The sequence below is a fragment of the Sanguibacter sp. Z6_81 genome (assembly GCF_057180625.1).
The window spans coordinates 1-16,743 of sequence record NZ_JBXUFV010000007.1 but is presented as its reverse complement, the minus strand read 5'-3'; the positions used below and the strand labels follow the sequence as shown (position 1 = coordinate 16,743).

16 protein-coding genes are annotated in these 16,743 nt (G+C 70.8%); 11 read left to right on the top strand and 5 right to left on the bottom strand.

The window, feature by feature from the left end; all coding sequences use genetic code 11:
• Nucleotides 1–42 precede the first annotated feature (42 nt).
• The gene (locus AC2AXK_RS14305; protein ID WP_484346070.1) at nt 43–732 is read right to left on the bottom strand and encodes a uracil-DNA glycosylase; all 690 of its coding nucleotides are present in this window, start codon (nt 730–732) and stop codon (nt 43–45) included.
• A gap of 118 nt (nt 733–850) precedes the next feature.
• On the opposite strand from AC2AXK_RS14305, the gene AC2AXK_RS14300 reads away from it, so the two are divergent.
• The 3 genes from AC2AXK_RS14300 to AC2AXK_RS14290 are packed head-to-tail and all read left to right on the top strand — an operon-like array spanning nt 851 to nt 3,314.
• Nucleotides 851–1,153: a DUF3263 domain-containing protein gene (locus tag AC2AXK_RS14300; RefSeq protein ID WP_484346090.1), complete on the top strand. Its 303-nt coding sequence runs from the start codon at nt 851–853 to the stop codon at nt 1,151–1,153.
• A gap of 41 nt (nt 1,154–1,194) precedes the next feature.
• Nucleotides 1,195–1,830 (top strand): LytR C-terminal domain-containing protein, encoded by a 636-nt coding sequence (locus AC2AXK_RS14295; RefSeq protein ID WP_484346069.1) that lies wholly within the window; start codon nt 1,195–1,197, stop codon nt 1,828–1,830.
• Nucleotides 1,827–3,314, top strand: coding sequence for a phytoene desaturase family protein (locus tag AC2AXK_RS14290; RefSeq protein WP_484346068.1), 1,488 nt, complete (start codon nt 1,827–1,829; stop codon nt 3,312–3,314). Before AC2AXK_RS14295 ends, AC2AXK_RS14290 begins: the two co-directional genes overlap by 4 nt.
• On the opposite strand, the gene AC2AXK_RS14285 is transcribed toward AC2AXK_RS14290, so the two are convergent.
• The 3 genes from AC2AXK_RS14285 to AC2AXK_RS14275 are packed head-to-tail and all read right to left on the bottom strand — an operon-like array spanning nt 3,299 to nt 6,071.
• Nucleotides 3,299–4,672, bottom strand: a complete 1,374-nt coding sequence (locus AC2AXK_RS14285) for a glycoside hydrolase family 15 protein (protein WP_484346067.1) — start codon at nt 4,670–4,672, stop codon at nt 3,299–3,301. The genes AC2AXK_RS14290 and AC2AXK_RS14285 overlap by 16 nt on opposite strands.
• Complete coding sequence (locus AC2AXK_RS14280) at nt 4,669–5,544, bottom strand: hypothetical protein (protein ID WP_484346066.1); 876 nt, start codon at nt 5,542–5,544, stop codon at nt 4,669–4,671. Before AC2AXK_RS14280 ends, AC2AXK_RS14285 begins: the two co-directional genes overlap by 4 nt.
• A complete protein-coding gene (locus AC2AXK_RS14275; RefSeq protein ID WP_484346065.1) occupies nt 5,541–6,071 on the bottom strand; it encodes a hypothetical protein in 531 nt (176 codons plus the stop codon). Before AC2AXK_RS14275 ends, AC2AXK_RS14280 begins: the two co-directional genes overlap by 4 nt.
• A gap of 268 nt (nt 6,072–6,339) precedes the next feature.
• Between AC2AXK_RS14275 and groL the strand changes: the two genes are divergently transcribed.
• Both groL and AC2AXK_RS14265 read left to right on the top strand, forming a co-directional pair.
• Entirely contained in the window at nt 6,340–7,974 is a 1,635-nt protein-coding gene (groL, locus tag AC2AXK_RS14270; RefSeq protein WP_484346064.1) for a chaperonin GroEL, read from the top strand.
• A 180-nt stretch (nt 7,975–8,154) separates the two neighbouring features.
• A complete protein-coding gene (locus AC2AXK_RS14265; RefSeq protein ID WP_484346063.1) occupies nt 8,155–9,906 on the top strand; it encodes a glycoside hydrolase family 13 protein in 1,752 nt (583 codons plus the stop codon).
• Here the strand turns inward: AC2AXK_RS14265 and AC2AXK_RS14260 are convergent.
• Nucleotides 9,891–10,586: a hypothetical protein gene (locus tag AC2AXK_RS14260; protein ID WP_484346062.1), complete on the bottom strand. Its 696-nt coding sequence runs from the start codon at nt 10,584–10,586 to the stop codon at nt 9,891–9,893. The two genes, AC2AXK_RS14265 and AC2AXK_RS14260, sit on opposite strands and share 16 nt — an antisense overlap.
• A 312-nt stretch (nt 10,587–10,898) precedes the next feature.
• On the opposite strand from AC2AXK_RS14260, the gene urtA reads away from it, so the two are divergent.
• From urtA to AC2AXK_RS14230, 6 genes are all read left to right on the top strand, one after another.
• A complete protein-coding gene (urtA, locus tag AC2AXK_RS14255) occupies nt 10,899–12,146 on the top strand; it encodes an urea ABC transporter substrate-binding protein (protein ID WP_484346061.1) in 1,248 nt (415 codons plus the stop codon).
• Between the two features lie 75 nt (nt 12,147–12,221).
• Complete coding sequence (gene urtB, locus AC2AXK_RS14250) at nt 12,222–13,106, top strand: urea ABC transporter permease subunit UrtB (RefSeq protein WP_484346060.1); 885 nt, start codon at nt 12,222–12,224, stop codon at nt 13,104–13,106.
• A complete protein-coding gene (gene urtC / locus AC2AXK_RS14245) occupies nt 13,103–14,224 on the top strand; it encodes an urea ABC transporter permease subunit UrtC (RefSeq protein WP_484346059.1) in 1,122 nt (373 codons plus the stop codon). The genes urtB and urtC overlap by 4 nt, the downstream gene beginning before the upstream one ends.
• On the top strand, nt 14,221–15,159 hold the full coding sequence (urtD, locus tag AC2AXK_RS14240) for an urea ABC transporter ATP-binding protein UrtD (RefSeq protein WP_484346058.1): 939 nt from the start codon (nt 14,221–14,223) through the stop codon (nt 15,157–15,159). Before urtC ends, urtD begins: the two co-directional genes overlap by 4 nt.
• On the top strand, nt 15,152–15,844 hold the full coding sequence (gene urtE / locus AC2AXK_RS14235) for an urea ABC transporter ATP-binding subunit UrtE (protein WP_484346057.1): 693 nt from the start codon (nt 15,152–15,154) through the stop codon (nt 15,842–15,844). Before urtD ends, urtE begins: the two co-directional genes overlap by 8 nt.
• Before the next feature lie 5 nt (nt 15,845–15,849).
• A complete protein-coding gene (locus AC2AXK_RS14230; RefSeq protein ID WP_484346056.1) occupies nt 15,850–16,581 on the top strand; it encodes a GntR family transcriptional regulator in 732 nt (243 codons plus the stop codon).
• Nucleotides 16,582–16,743 lie beyond the last annotated feature (162 nt).

Here is a 16,743-nt window from a genome sequence, read left to right as displayed (position 1 = left end):
CTCGCCGGGCGTGGGACGGGGACACCCCGGGCGAGCGCACGCTCAGGCGGGCGGGAGCGACCAGTCGATCGGGTCCGCGCCCTGGGCGACGAGGAGCTCGTTGACGCGGGAGAAGGGTCGTGACCCGAAGAACCCTCGGCGGGCGGACAGCGGGCTGGGGTGGGCACTGGTGACGATCGGGACACCGTGCAGCGCCGGGGCGAGCGTCGCGGCATCACGGCCCCAGAGCACCGCGACGAGCGGGCCGCCCCGAGCCACGAGCGCTTCGATCGCGCGGTCGGTGACGGTCTCCCACCCCTGGCGTCGGTGTGACCCCGCGGCGCCCGCCCGCACGGTGAGCACCCGGTTGCACAGCAGCACCCCGCGGCGCGCCCAGGGGGAGAGGTCGCCGTCGGCGGGCCGTGGCACCCCGACGTCGGCCTGGAGCTCGGTGAAGATGTTCGCGAGCGACCGCGGGACCGGCACGCCCGGCTGGACCGAGAAGGACAACCCCATGGCATGACCCGGGGTGGGGTACGGGTCCTGGCCGACGACGAGGACCCGGACCTGCGCGAGCGGCTCGCGGAACGCCCGCATGACGTCGGCGCGCGCAGGCAGCACCGCACCGTGGTCCGAGCCCCCTATGGGCTCCTGCGGCGGGGCGAGGAGGCGGGCGTCGAGCTCGTCGATGACCGACGCTACGGGGGCGAGTGCTGCGGCCCAGTCGGGGGCGACGTCGTCGAGGAGGGACATGCGGACGAGCCTGGCAGACAAATGACACCGGTGTTGTTCGGGGCGTAAGATCGGTGCCGCACGAGAGTCCCTGACGAGGAGCGCCATGATCGAGGTAGTCCCGGCTGCGAGCGACGAGATGCCCTCCGAGCCCCACGCCGACGACGCGGCTGTCCCGCAGGACGCGGCGGTCGCGGACGGGCTCTCCGAGCGTGACGCGGCCATCCTCGCCTTCGAGAAGCAGTGGTGGAAGTACGCGGGCGCCAAGGAGCAGGCAGTCCGAGAGCTGTTCGACCTCTCGGCGACTCAGTACTACCAGATCCTCAATGCGCTCATCGACACCTCTGCTGCCCTCGATGCCGAGCCGATGCTCGTCAAGCGCCTTCGCCGGATGCGAGCCACACGTCAGCGTGAGCGGACTCAGAGGCGCGCCCGCGCCTGACCGCAGCCGGTTCAGGGCGGAGCAGCGGCTAACCTTTCATCGTGAGCAAGAGGAGCAGCACGTACCCCCCGGACGAGTTCGACGCCCTCGCGCGTGAGGACGGACCGAGCGGCGCGCACCGTGCGCCCGTGTCCGCCTGGGACCGTATCCGGCCGTTCCTGGCGGTACTTGTCACGTGCTCCGTGCTGGCGGTGGGAGTCGTCGTCTACCTCGACACGAAGGGCGTGAGCCCCGTCCCCGGAGCCAGCGCACCGGCCGACGAGCCCGCGGAACAGCCCGTCGAGAGCGAGCCGGCGGCCCCCGCGGCCCCCGACGACGCCGAGGCCACCGACCCGGCGGAACCGACCGACGAGGACACGCCGCTGGAGCCGCCGACCCCCAGCGAGGAGCCCGACGACCTCGACACCGAGGTCGCCGTCCGCGTCCTCAACGGCACCGGACGCTCCGGCCTCGCTGCCGGCGCCGCCGAGGAGCTCGAGGAGCTCGACTGGTCGGACGTGACGCCCGCCGACTACACCGGCAACCCGCTCGATGCACCCGTCGTCTACTACCAGGGTCCGGAGTACGTCGCCGAGGCGCGGGAGGTCGCACGGGTGCTGGGGATCGACGACGTCGTCGAGGTGGGGACCCTCGTCGGTCCTGTCTCGGTGGTGCTCGCCGGCGACTACGGGAGGTGACCGTGCGCGAGGACGTCGTGGTCGTGGGGTCGGGGCCGAACGGCCTCGCGGCGGCGGTGACCCTCGCCCGGGCGGGCCTGCGCGTCGTCGTGCTCGAGGCTCAGTCGTCGCCCGGTGGAGGTGCCCGGACGTCGAGCCTCGACCTCGCGGACGGGATCGTCCACGACATCTGCTCGGCCGTGCACCCGATGGGTGTGGCCTCCCCCTTCTTCCGGGAGTTCGACCTCGCGGCTCGCGGTGTCGAACTCCTGCAGCCGGAGGCCGCCTACGCCCAGCCGCTCGACGGGGGACGGGCCGGTGTCGCCTACCGCGACCTCGACCGCACCGCGGAGGCGCTCGGACCCGACGCCGATGCGTGGCGCCGCCTCATGGGACCGCTCGCCGCGTCTCCCGACGCCGTCCTCGGGGTGGCCCTGGGAGACAAGCGCAGCGTGCCCCCCGAGGCGCTGCGCGACATCCGCGGCGCGCTGCGGTTCGGGCTGGCCGTCCTCGAGCAGGGCACCGGCCTGTGGAACCGGCGTTTCGTCGACGAGGTCGCGCCGGCGCTCCTCACTGGCGTCGCAGCGCACGCGATCACTCCGCTGCCGTCCCTCGCCGGTGCTGGCACCGCGGTCCTCCTCGGGTCGCTCGCGCACTCGTTCGGCTGGCCCATCCCGCGCGGCGGGTCGGGGGCGATCACGGCGGCGCTCGTCGCCGACCTCGAGGCCCACGGCGGCGAGGTGCGCACGGGCGCGACGGTACGCACCGCCCGGGACCTCCCATCCGCACGCGCGTACCTCTTCGACACCACGCCCCGCGCCGTCGCCGAGATCCTCGGTGACATGCTTCCCCCCCGCGCCGAGCGCGCGCTGCGCCGCTTCCGCTACGGCAACGCCGCCGCGAAGGTCGACTTCGTGCTGGACGGCCCGGTCCCATGGGCCAACCCCGAGGTCGGACTGGCGGGCACCGTGCACGTGGGCGGCAGCCGTGCCGACATGGCCCGTGCCGAGGCGGCGGTGGCAGCAGGCCAGCACGCCGAGCACCCCATGACCCTGCTGAGCGACCCGTCCGTCGTCGACCCCGGGCGGACCGTCGCCGGACTGCGGCCGCTGTGGACCTACGCGCACGTACCAGCGGGCTCCACGGTCGACCCGACCGAGGCGATCACCGCCCAGATCGAGCGGTTCGCGCCGGGGTTCCGCGATGTCGTCGTCGCCTCACGGAGCGTCACGGCCGAGAAGATGGCGGAGCACAACGCGAGCTACATCGGCGGGGACATCGCCTCGGGGCTCGTGAACATGCGGCAGATGCTCGCTCGGCCGACGGCGCGGCTCAACCCGTACCGCACCGGTGTCGACGGCGCGTACCTCTGCTCCCAGTCGACCCCGCCGGGACCGGGCGTCCACGGGCTCAGCGGGTGGTTCGCCGCGAAGCACGTGCTGCGTGAGCGGTTCGGCATCCGTCGTGCGCCGAGCGTCGCGCCCGACGCTCAGTCCCCGAGGTAGACGAGCGTCAGCAGGACGTTCGCGCTGCTCCACGCGAGGGGCGCGACCTGCGCCGGGGACCCGTCGTGCAGCACCTTCTCCGGGATCGAGCCCGTCGGAGTCCGGTGCGCGTCCACCCAGTCGAGCCAGTCGCGCGCCATCCGGTCGCCGTCTGATGTCCCGCGGGCGGCTGCGGAGAGCGCGAACACGGTCGTCGTCGGGGTCCACGAGATCCCGTCGTCCGGCCAGCCCTCGCCCGGCGTGAGGCCCCCTGCGGGCTGGGCGAGGCGCGGCACGGCCGCGCCCCAGGCGTCGAGCGCGCCCGGGACGGGCTCCATGAACGGCTCGCCGAGGAAGGCCACGGCGGTGTCCGCGTCGCCGCCACCGGGGTATCGGCCGTAGCCGGGACCGAACTCCTCCTGCACGACGGCGCGCAGCGCGTCCTTCGCGTCGCTCACCTCCGTCGCCAGCGCTGTCTCGCCGAGGTCCTCGTACAGCTCCGCCGACTCCTCGAGGCCCATGAGGAGGGGAGCGACCGTGCCGAGCGTCGTCCGCCGCTCCCGCACCTCCCAGTAGTCGGGAGAGGGGGGCGGCAGGACGGTGCCCTGCTCGGTGAGCTCGAGCGCGCGGGCGGTGCTGCGGTCGACGAGCGGTCGGAGGGTCGCGAGGTGTGCGGCACGCTCCACCGGGTCGGAGACGTGCGAGAGCACGGCTCCCGCCGCCCACAGGGCCCACCCGGTCGCGTCGGTCTGCAGCCCCCTGTCGTCCGGCGGTCCGGACCCGTCCGGCAGGTAGCGGGCGTGGAAGGAGCCGTCGGGGGCCTGCACGGACTGCAGGAAGGTGAGGACCTCGATCGCGTCGTCCTCGTGGCCGGTCGCCGACAGTGCCACCGCGACGAACGCGTTGTCGCGCGGCCACGCGTACCGCCAGGGCCCGCTCCAGGCTGCGACGACCGCCCCGTCGTCGAGCATGAGGGCGTGGATGTCGAGGAGGGCGTCCGTCGCGAGGTCCTCGAGCTCCGTACCGGCACCGGGAACGGTGCCGGCGGCCAGCCAGTCACGGGCGGCCGCCGCAGCGTCCAGCTCAGCCTGCGTCGCCGCAGCCGGGTCGGTGACGGCGACCCGGCTGTCGTCGAGGTAGACGAGGTCGCTGCCGGGCTCGACGAGGCTCCGCGTGCCGTCCGGGGCGACCGCCACGCCCGTGGAGTCGAGGTCGACGTGCCGGAAGGACGGGGTGAACGGGCCCCACCCGCTGACCTGCGCCGACCACGTCGAGACCCCCAGGAGGGCGACGACGGAGAGGACGACGATCCCGTGGCGGCGCAGGGACCGCGTGCGCTCGCGCCCCGATCGGGGACGAGGACGGGGCGAGCGCGTCACGACTGGTGGAGCGGGAACAGCACGCCGTGGACCCGCGCCCACGCACCGCGGTAGGCGGCGATCGCGGGGGCGACCAACCGCTCGAGCGGGAAGAACGCGAACCAGCACACGACGGTGGGCAGGAAGTGGATGCCGATCGCGAGGTACGTGGCCAGGTGGAAGAGGAAGAACAGGAAGATCGCGATGTACTGCCAGCGACCGCGCAGCCAGAAGATCACGGGCGAGAAGACCTCGATGAGGAACACGCCCCACTGCGCGACGTGCAGCACCGCGGGGACGTCCAGCGTCCAGCGCACGAGGTCCGAGCCCCGCCGCATGATCGCCCACGTGAAGATCGAGCTGTTCGCCCACCCGACGAGGCTCGAGTTGTAGATGACCTTCGCCAGGGCCGAGCCGACGTAGGTCGCGACGGTGGCGATCTGCACGCAGCGCAGCGCCCAGCCTGCCGCCTGCGAGGTGCCCGTGCCGGTGAACCGGGCGGCACCGACGGTGGGCAGGACGAGCGTGGCGAGGATGAGTGCCATGTGGTCGTGGGAGACGTACGCGAACCCCTGGGAGTTGACCATCCACGCGAGGTAGGCGACCGCGACGGTCCATCCCGCGATGCGCGGCAGACGTCCCGTGGCAGCCACGAGGCAGCCGACGACGATGATGGCCTGCAGCACGTACGCGGTGGTGACCGACGGCTCGGGGAACGGCAGGAGGCGCCCGATGAACGTGGGCTGGTAGAACTCGGGCGCGTACCCGTGGCCGATGACGTCGTTGGAGAGGCTGAAGATCGACCAGATGACGAAGAGGTAGATGATCGCCCGGAACACGGCCACCCGGGCGAGGGGGACGGCTGGGAACCACCAGCGCACGACGGCGTTCACGCGTCCGCCCCGTACGTGCCCTCGACGGTCCAGGTGGTGAGGACCTCTTCGGTGGAGACGCCGGTCGGCCTGCCGTCCTTGAGCTCTGACGAGGTACGGAACATCTCGATCTCCACGAGTGCTGGGGCGTCCGGGTGCAGGCCGCTGTAGGCGCGGGCGATCCCCTCGAGGAGCGACGGGTCGTCGAGGATCCGCTGGATCTGGCCCTCGATCTCCGCACGGCCGACGCCGACGCCCGTGGCGTTGAGGGGGACGCCGATCTCGGTGCCCTCGGTGGTGGTCGCGCGCATGTTCGTCGACCGCACCGGCTTGTTCGGGTCGCTGCCCTGTGCGTACTGGGAGAGGGAGCCGAGCGGGAAGAAGTCGTTGCTCTTGAGGAACTGCGAGGACACGAGGACGGCGAGGGCGGCGAGGGCGGCTGCGAGGCGCCACGCGAGCGAGCCGCGCCCGAGCGTCCGGTCGTGCGGCGCCGTCACGGCGGGCGCTGTCGCTGTGCGGGCGTCGTCGTCATGGGTGGCGGGATTCACCCGAGCACTGTAGCGGGCCGCTCCCGGCCGTCCTGCGGATCGGGCCTGCTGCGAGTCCCGCAGCGACGCGGGTCCGGACGACCCGTCTTGCACTCTCCATGCCCGAGTGCCAATAATGGCGTTAGCACTCTCACTAGGAGAGTGACAGAACTACCGGTCGATCGGTGAGGTTCGAACCCGCGTCGTGACATGAACGTCCCGGGATCGCGCCGTCCGTCGCGGGCACCTGCCGACCACCCACACGCCACCAGTGGAGGATCACACCCCAATGGCAAAAATTATCGCCTTCAACGAGGAGGCCCGTCGCGGTATGGAGCGTGGACTCAACATCCTCGCTGACACCGTGAAGGTCACGCTCGGCCCGAAGGGCCGCAACGTCGTCCTCGACAAGAAGTGGGGCGCGCCCACCATCACGAACGATGGTGTGAGCATCGCCAAGGAGATCGAGCTCGAGGAGCCGTTCGAGAAGATCGGCGCCGAGCTCGTCAAGGAGGTCGCCAAGAAGACCGACGACGTCGCCGGTGACGGTACGACGACCGCCACGGTCCTCGCCCAGGCACTCGTGCGTGAGGGGCTGCGCAACGTCGCCGCCGGGTCCAACCCGATCGCCCTCAAGCGCGGCATCGAGAAGGCCGTCGAGGCCGTCATCGCGGAGCTGCTCACCGCGGCCAAGGACATCGAGACCAAGGAAGAGATCGCCGCCACCGCTGCGATCTCCGCTGGCGACCCCGCGATCGGCGAGCTCATCGCCGAGGCGCTCGACAAGGTCGGCAAGGAAGGTGTCATCACCGTCGAGGAGTCGAACACCTTCGGGCTCGAGCTCGAGCTCACCGAGGGTATGCGCTTCGACAAGGGCTTCCTCGCCCGCTACTTCGAGACCGACCCCGAGCGCCAGGAAGCGGTCCTCGAGGACCCGTACATCCTGCTCGTCGAGGGCAAGATCTCGAACGTCAAGGACCTCCTGCCCCTGCTCGACCAGGTGATGAAGTCCGGGCGTTCGCTGCTCATCATTGCTGAGGACGTCGAGGGCGAGGCTCTTGCGACCCTCGTGCTCAACAAGATCCGCGGCACGTTCAAGTCCGTCGCCGTCAAGGCTCCGGGCTTCGGCGACCGCCGCAAGGCGATCCTCCAGGACATCGCGATCCTCACGGGCGCCCAGGTCATCTCCGAGACCGTCGGCCTCAAGCTCGACACGGCGACGCTCGACCTGCTCGGCCAGTCCCGCAAGGTCGTCGTCACCAAGGACGAGACGACCATCGTCGAGGGCGCCGGCGACGTCGACCAGATCGCTGGTCGCGTCAAGCAGATCCGTTCCGAGATCGAGAAGTCGGACTCCGACTACGACCGCGAGAAGCTCCAGGAGCGCCTCGCGAAGCTCGCCGGTGGTGTCGCGGTCATCAAGGCCGGTGCCGCCACGGAGGTCGAGCTCAAGGAGCGCAAGCACCGCATCGAGGACGCCGTGCGCAACGCGAAGGCAGCCGTCGAGGAGGGCATCGTCGCCGGTGGTGGCGTCGCGCTCATCCAGGCCGGCAAGCTCGCGTTCGAGACGTCCGCCATCACGGAGCTCGAGGGCGACGAGGCGACCGGTGCGAGCATCGTGCGCCTGGCCATCGATGCGCCGCTCAAGCAGATCGCGATCAACGCTGGTCTCGAGGGTGGGGTCGTGGCCGAGAAGGTCCGCAACCTCCCGTCCGGCCACGGCCTGAACGCCGCGACCGGCGTCTACGAGGATCTCCTCGCAGCCGGCGTGAACGACCCGGTCAAGGTCACCCGTTCCGCACTGCAGAACGCGGCCTCGATCGCGGCGCTCTTCCTCACGACCGAGGCAGTCGTCGCGGACAAGCCGGAGAAGCAGCCGGCGATGCCCGGTGGCGACGGCGGCATGGGCGGCATGGACTTCTGATCCAGCCCGTCACCGACCGCTAGGTCGGACGCAGTACCGCAGTGCACGAGGGCCGGTCGGCCCGGGAGCGATCCCGGGGCGGCCGGCCCTCGCTGCGTCCACGGGCGGAGTGGTCGCCACGCGGCGACGAGAGCCGATCCCGTCGGGTGCCGGAGCGTGGGCTGTGCCTAAGGTGGAGCGATGAGCAGCCTCGCCCCCGACCTCGACCCTGCCCACACCCCCGAGAGCACAGAATCCCGCGCGGAGCCCCGGGGACCGGTCCCCAGCGAGCCGGCCTGGTGGACCCGGGCCGTCGTCTACCAGATCTACCCGAGGAGCTTCGCGGACTCGGACGGTGACGGCTTCGGCGACCTCGGCGGGATCCGGTCGAAGCTCGACCACCTCGCCGAGCTGGGGGTCGACGTCCTGTGGCTCTCGCCGATCTACCCGTCGCCGCAGCACGACAACGGGTACGACATCAGCGACTACGACGGCATCGACCCGAGGTTCGGCACCCCCGAGGAGTTCGACGCCCTCGTCGCCGAGGCGCACGAGCGCGGCATGAAGATCGTCATGGACCTCGTCGTCAACCACACGAGCGACGAGCACCCGTGGTTCGTCGAGTCGAGGTCCTCACGCCACAACCCCAAGCGGGACTGGTACTGGTGGCGCTCGCCGCGGGAGGTCGAGCACTCGGCCCTGCCCACGGAGCCGAACGCGTGGCGCTCGGCGTTCAGCGGCCCGGCATGGACCCTCGACCCCCTCACGGGGCAGTACTACCTCCACCTCTTCGCCCCGCAGCAGCCTGACCTCAACTGGGAGAACCCGGAGGTCCGCCAGGCCGTGTACGCGATGATGAACCGCTGGCTCGACCGCGGGGTCGACGGGTTCCGCATGGACGTCATCAACCTCATCTCCAAGCGTCTCGAGATGATCGACGGCGACGAGCACGTCGAGGGCTCCGGGTTCGTCATGGGTCCGCGCCTGCACGAGTTCATGCAGGAGATGCACGACGCGGTGTTCGCCGACCGTGATGGTGAGTACCTCACGGTGGGGGAGATGCCCGGCGTCACCGTCGAGGAGGCACGCCTGTTCACCGATCCCGCGCGTCGGGAGCTGGACATGGTGTTCCAGTTCGAGCACGTCGCCCTCGACCAGGGGGCCGACAAGTTCGACCCCGTGCCGTTCGACCTCGTCGCCTTCAAGCGCTCGATGAGCCGGTGGCAGGAGGGGCTCGCGGACGTCGGCTGGAACAGCCTGTACCTGAGCAACCACGACCAGCCCCGTCCGGTGTCCCGCTACGGCGACGACGGCGCGTACCGGTACGAGTCCGCGACCCTGTGGGCGACGCTCCTGCACATGCAGCGCGGTACGCCGTACGTCTACCAGGGCGAGGAGATCGGCATGACGAACGTGCCGTTCGCCGACATCGACGACTTCCGGGACCTCGAGTCGATCAACTACTACCGCGAGACGGTCACGGAGCTCGCGCGGCGCTCGCCGGAGGACGTGCTCGCCGGACTGCGCCGGATGAGCAGGGACAACGCGCGGACACCGGTCCAGTGGGACGACTCCGAACATGCGGGATTCACGACGGGCGAGCCGTGGATCCCCGTGAACGACAACTACCGCGGGGTGAACGCCACCGCCGACCGTGCGGCGGAGCGCAGCGTGTTCGCGCACTACCAGCGCCTCATCGCCCTCCGGCACTCGAGCGACCTCGTCGCGCTCGGCCGCTACGAGGCGCTCGAGGATAACCACCCCCGGCTGTACGCGTTCACCCGGACGCTCGACGACGAGCAGCTCCTCGTCGTCGGCAACGTCTCCGGCGAGGAGCTCGACGTCCCGCTCCTGGCGGACTGGCTCGACGAGCCGGTCGTCGTCGCGAACTATCCTGCGCCGGCAGGCACCGTCCTCGCGCCGTGGGAGGTGCGCGTCTACCAGCGCGGCTGAGGACCCGGTGAGGTGGTCGGTGAGGTCGCGGTGAGCTGCTCGACGATGCCCACCGCCTGCTGCCAGTACCGGGTGTAGTGCTGGGGGTCGGCGTTGCGCTGCACGGTGTGCGCGACGGCCGTCGGCTCCATCGAGTCCCGCCCGGGGACGCGCGCGAGCTGGGTGAAGAAGCTCGTCGCGCTGCGGGTGGGGTCCATGCGGTCGGCGAGCGTGCCCCACGCGCCGTTGTCGCGTTGCTGGAACAGTCCACGGCTGTCCGGCCCGACGGTGTCACCGTGGTCGAGGACACGGAGCGACGACTCTCCCAGAGCGGTCATGACGCCGATCGTCTGGTCGCGCTGCGACAGGCCCATGGCCTGCCCCGCGGCGACGACGGCTCGGGCGTTCTCGACCTGCTCGGTCGTCAGGCCGGCGATCGTCGTCGACTGCTGCACCGCCGGGGCCCCGTGGACTGCCCCGACCTGTGTCGTGACCTGTGCGGAGAGCGCGGCTGCGAAGGACCCCGTGCTCGCTGTCCCGGGGGAGGCTGCGGGCGTGAGTGGTCCGAGGGCGGCCGCACCCCCGTGCGAACCGGTCGACGAGACAGCCGGCGTGGTCGTCGGGGGTTGGCGGGACGAGAGCGTCGCGAGTGTCGTGCGGATGTCGGCGACGCGTGCGCCGATCGAGCTCATCGCATCCATGCGCGTCCTCCTCGTGCCGCCCGGTGGGTGTTCCTCCTGGTCCTATCGGCAGCACCGCCGTTCGCGTGAGCAGACCCCCGCGCGGCCTGATACAGCGGGCCGTCTCCGAGCCGTGACCTCGCGGACAACGCCCGAAACACCCGGACACGAGGTGTTTACATTCCCGGCGAACCGCGGAAATGCGCCGTCCCTAGCGTGTACAGCACTGAGCACAGGGCTGTATACGCGTCGGGACCGAGGAATCGGCACCTGGCCGGTGCTCATCCCGGAACCGCCTCCAGCGCACTCCAGCGCTGCCCGAAAGGAACCTCGATGACCTCAACGCGACGCCTCGTCGCAGCTCCCGCTGCGATCCTCGCTCTCACGCTCGGCCTGTCTGCGTGCGGCGCCAAGGCCGACTCGACGTCCAGTGCGGCCCCCACCGAGTCCTGCGTCGCCACGGACGGCGACTCGGTGAAGATCGGCTTCCTCAACTCGCTGTCGGGCACCATGGCCATCTCCGAGCAGACGGTCCGCGACTCCCTCGACCTCGCGGCCAAGGAGATCAACGCGGCCGGCGGGGTGCTGGGCAAGCAGCTCGAGATCGTCGCCGAGGACGGGGCCTCCGAGCCCACGGTCTTCGCGGAGAAGGCGGAGAAGCTCATCACGAGCGACTGCGTCGCCGCGGTCTTCGGCGGGTGGACGTCCTCGAGCCGCAAGGCCATGCTCCCGGTGTTCGAGTCCCGCGACTCCCTGCTGTTCTACCCCGTGCAGTACGAGGGCCTCGAGGCGTCGGAGAACATCTTCTACACGGGCGCCACGACGAACCAGCAGATCGTCCCCGGCATGGACTACCTCAAGGAGCAGGGCAAGACGAAGGTCTTCCTCGTCGGCAGCGACTACGTCTTCCCGCAGACGGCCAACAAGATCATCAACGCGTACGCCGAGGCCAACGGCATCGAGATCGTCGGCGAGGAGTACGCGCCGATGGGCCACACGGACTTCTCGACGATCGTCAACAAGCTCAAGTCCTCCGGCGCGGACGCCGTCTTCAACACCCTCAACGGTGACTCCAACGTGGCGTTCTTCAAGGAGTACAAGAACGTCGGTCTCGCAGCCGAGACCCTGCCGGTGGTCTCCGTGTCCATCGCGGAGGAGGAGGTCGGCGGCATCGGCGTCGACAACGTCGAGGGCCAGCTCACCGCATGGAACTACTACCAGACCGTCGAGAGCCCCGAGAACGCGGCGTTCGTCGCAGCCTTCCAGGCCGAGTACGGCGCGGACCGCGTGACCTCTGACCCGATGGAAGCGGCCTACACCTCCCTGTACCTGTGGAAGAACATGGTCGAGAAGGCCGAGTCCTTCGACGTCGCCGACATCCAGGCCGCCGCTGACGGGGTGTCCTTCGACGCTCCGGAGGGCACCGTGACCATCAACGGCGACAACCACCACATCGCGAAGACCGCGATGATCGGCAAGATCGGCGCCGACGGCCTCATCCACGTCGAGTGGAGCTCCGGGGAGCCCATCGAGCCCGACCCGTTCCTCGAGGGATACGACTGGGCGTCCGACCTGTCCTAGCCCTCCCGTCGCCCGGGGAGGCCGCGCGCCGCGCGAGCTTCCCCGGGCCCCTTCCACGTCGCCCGGAGGCGCCCGATGGATGTTGTCTTCTCCCAGCTCTTCGCAGGACTGAGTCTCGGTTCGGTCCTGCTGCTCGCCGCCCTCGGGCTCGCTCTCACGTTCGGACAGATGGGCGTCATCAACATGGCGCACGGCGAGTTCATGATGGCCGGCGCGTACACCGCGTACGTCATCCAGGGGATCGTCTCCGACGCCGGCGTCTCCCTGCTCGTCTCCCTCGTCGTCGGCTTCTGCGTGGGGGGCCTGCTCGGGCTGCTCCTCGAGGTCACCCTCATCCATCGGATGTACCGCAGGCCGTTGGACACCCTCCTCGTCACATGGGGAGTCGCGCTCGTCCTGCAGCAGGCCGCCCGCAACATCTTCGGCGCCCCGAACGTCGACGTCCGCGCCCCGGAGTGGCTGCGCGGCGCCGTCGAGATCCTCGGGCTCACCGTCCCCAAGACCCGCCTGTTCATCATCGCGCTCGCCGTCGTGTGCGTCGTCGCTCTCGCCCTCGTGCTCAGGCTCACGCCGCTCGGGCGCCGCATCCGCGCCGTCGTGCAGAACCGCGATCTCGCCGAGACGAGCGGCATCTCCACGAAGACCACCGACCGCCTGACGTTCTTCATCGGCTCCGGCCTCGCAGCCGTCGCAGGCGTCGCCGTGACGCTCCTGGGCTCCATCGGTCCGACGCTCGGCACCAACTACATCGTCGACGCGTTCCTCGTCGTCGTCGTCGGCGGGATCGGGCAGATCAAGGGCGCCGTCATCGCCGCGTTCACGCTCGGGATCCTCCAGGCGACCATCGAGTACTCCACCACCGCGAGCATCGCGAAGGTGCTCGTGTTCGTCGCGATCATCGCCTTCCTCCAGGCCCGCCCGCAGGGCCTGGTCTCCGTCCGCCAGAGGGGGCTCGCATGAGCAGCATCATCGACAGGCTGACCCGCCCGGGCCGCACCCGAGCGCTCACCGGCTTCGCGCTCGCCGCCGTCCTGCTCTTCGCCGTCGCCCCCGCCGTGCTGTCCGACTTCCGCCTCAACCTGCTCGCCAAGTTTCTGTGCTTCGCGATGGTCGCCGTCGGCATCGGCCTCGCCTGGGGCCGCGGTGGCATGCTCACGCTCGGCCAGGGCGTGTTCTTCGGTCTCGGCGCGTACATCATGGCCATGCACCTCAAGCTCGCCGACGCCGGGCCGGGCGGGGTGCCCGACTTCATGATGCTCTACGGCACGGGCGAGGTCCCCGGCTGGTGGGAGCCGATGCGCTCGCCGGTCGTCGCCCTCGTGCTCGTCGTCGTCGTGCCGTGCACCCTCGCGGCGATCCTCGGCTTCGCGGTCTTCACCCGGCGGGTCCGCGGCGCGTACTTCGCGATCCTCTCCCAGGCGCTCGCGGCCGCCTTCGCGATCCTCCTCATCGGCCAGCAGCAGGTCACCGGTGGCACCAACGGCCTCAACGGGTTCCGCTCCTTCTTCGGGTACGACCTCGCCGACCCCGTGAACAAGCGGATGGTCTTCTTCATCGCCGCAGGCGTCCTGCTCGTCATGGTCGCGGTCGTCCGCCAGCTCATGGTGTCGCGCTTCGGCGAGCTCCTCGTGGCGGTCCGCGACCAGGAGAACCGCGTGCGGTTCCTCGGCTACGACCCCGCCCGCATCAAGGTCGTCGCCTACGTCGTGGCCGCCGCGACCGCAGCGATCGGCGGCGCCCTGTTCGTGCCGATCGTCGGCATCATCTCCCCGGCGGACGTCGGCGTCGTCCCGTCCATCGGGTTCCTCATCGGCGTCGCGATCGGCGGGCGCGCCACGCTGCTCGGACCCGTGCTCGGCGCGGTCGCCGTCTCGTGGGCCCAGACGAGCCTCTCGGAGTCCATGCCGTCCGGCTGGATCTACGTCCAGGGCGCCCTGTTCATCGTCGTCGTCGCCTTCCTGCCGGGCGGGCTCGCGTCGCTCGCGCACAAGGTCCGCCTGCGTCGCACCCGCGACGACGCCGAGCCGTCCGCCGATGCCACGGCATCCACGCCCGTCCACGAGGGAGCCTCAGCATGAGCGACGACCCCACCACCACGGCCCCGACCTCCTCGTCGACGGCGCCGGACCGAGCATCCACCGTCGACCCCGAGACGCCCGCACTCGACCTGGCCGCTGCCGAGGCCGTCCTCGGCAGCGGCGCAGCCCGGTTCCGCCACGACTACCTCGAGGTGCGTGGGTTGCGCGTCGAGTTCGACGGGTTCGTCGCCGTCGACGGCGTCGACCTCACCGTCGTCCAGGGAGACCTCCGGTTCCTCATCGGACCCAACGGCGCCGGCAAGACGACGATCGTCGACGCCATCACCGGTCTCAACAAGGCGACAGGGTCGGTGAAGTTCGGCGGCGCCGAGCTGCTCGGCCGCCCGGTGCACAAGGTCGTGCGGGCCGGCGTCGGGCGGACCTTCCAGACCGCCAGTGTCTTCGAGGAGCTCACCGTCCTGCAGAACCTCGACATCGCGGCCGGCTCCGGGCGCGGGTTCCGCGACCTCGTGCGCCGGCGCCGCGGCGTCCCCGAGGAGGTCGAACGAGCCATGGAGACCATCGGCCTCGCACGGCTGCGTGACGTCCAGGCCGGCGTCCTCGCCCACGGGCAGAAGCAGTGGCTCGAGATCGGCATGCTCCTCGTGCAGGACGCCCGGCTGCTGCTGCTCGACGAGCCCGTCGCCGGCATGAGCCACAGCGAACGTGAGCAGACCGGGCAGCTGCTCCAGCGGATCGGCGAGCAGCGGACCGTGGTCGTCGTCGAGCACGACATGGAGTTCCTCCGGAACTTCGCCACCTCCGTCTCCGTGCTGCACATGGGGACGGTCCTCTCCGAGGGGACGTACGCGCAGGTGCAGGCCGACCCCCGGGTCCAGGAGGTCTACCTCGGGTCCGCTGGCGCCACCCGCGGCGCACGCCGCACCCGCCCGCGCGCAACCACCCCCACCCCGACGGAGGCCACCGATGCTTGAGATCCGCGACGTCCAGGTCGGCTACGGCCGCTCCCTCGTGCTGCACGACGTCACGGTCGCGGTCCCCGCGGCGGGTGTCGCCGCAGTCCTCGGCCACAACGGTGCGGGCAAGACGACGCTCCTGCGCGCTGCGCTCGGCCTGCTCCGGCCGCGCTCCGGTGCCGTGCTGTTCGACGGGGTCGACATCACGAAGCGCCCCACGCACGAGCGTGTGCGCATGGGCCTCGCGTTCGTGCCCCAGGGGCAGCAGGTGTTCGGTGACCTCACCGCGCGGGAGAACCTCCAGCTCGTCGCCGACACCCACAAGGGGGGACCGGCGCTCATGCGGGACGCCCTCGACCTCTTCCCCGCGCTGCAGCAGTTCCTCGGACGCCGCGCAGGTCTGCTGTCCGGCGGGCAGCGCCAGCAGCTCGCCATCGCCCGAGCGCTCGTCACCGGCCCGAAGGTGCTCGTCCTCGACGAGCCCACCGAAGGCATCCAGCCGTCCGTGGTCACAGAGATCGAGGACGCGATCGTCACCCTCACGGACGCCGGACGGCTCTCCGTCCTGCTCGTCGAGCAGCACGTCGGGTTCGCCCTCGGCGCCGCGGACCAGTACTACGTCATGGAGTCCGGCCGTGTCGTGGACGCCGGCGGGGGCGGGACCGACGCCGAGGACCACGTGCGCGCGGCGATGGCGATCTGATGGACATGATGCAGAACGCCACGATGCAGAACGCCACGATGCAGCCCGCGACCGCGGAGCCCGCGACCGCGCGGCCGCTGCGCGACATCGTCTACGAGCAGCTCCGCGACCAGATCCTCAACGGCCAGCTGTCCGCGCGCGAGCGGCTCACCGAGCCCAAGCTGTCCCGTGCCTTCGAGGTCTCCCGCACGCCCGTCCGCGAGGCCCTCTCCCGGCTCCTCGCGGACGGGCTCGTCGAGCGCTCCGACTACGGCTACGCCGTCGTCGTGCCCAGCCTGCGTGACCTGCGGGACATGTACGAGCTGCGAGTCACCCTCGAGCTCAGGGGGGTGGCCCGGGCCATCGAGAACCAGAGCATCGTGCACGACGACGCGGTGCTGCGCCCCGAGCTCGAGCGCTGGTACGAGATGCGGGACACCCCACCGGACCCGGACCCGGCGTTCGTCGAGCTCGACGAGGGCTTCCACATGGTGCTCTCGACCGCGTCAGGCAACCCGAGGCTCACGGACGCCCTCGTCACGGTCAACCAACGCATCCGAGCCGTGCGGATGCACGACTTCGTCGAGCCCGGCCGGATCGACGCGACGATCACCGAGCACATCGACATCGCGGAGAAGATCCTGCGGGGCGACCTCCCTGAGGCGCTCGGCGCCCTGCACCGGCACGTCGGGGAGTCCCTCGAGGTCGTCATGGACCGCGCCTCGCGCTCGATGGCCCGGATGGCGCTCGCGGACTGAACCGCACGAGCCACCCCTGCTCCGATCGGTGGTTCGGTACGGGGTGCCGAACCACCGGCGGGGTCCGGGTGCCTAGCGCCGCGCCGTGATGGTGCCTCGTTCGAAGGTCTGGCTGACGGTGGTGCTGGTGATCTTCGCGGGTGCGGTGGGGAGGCCGGGTCC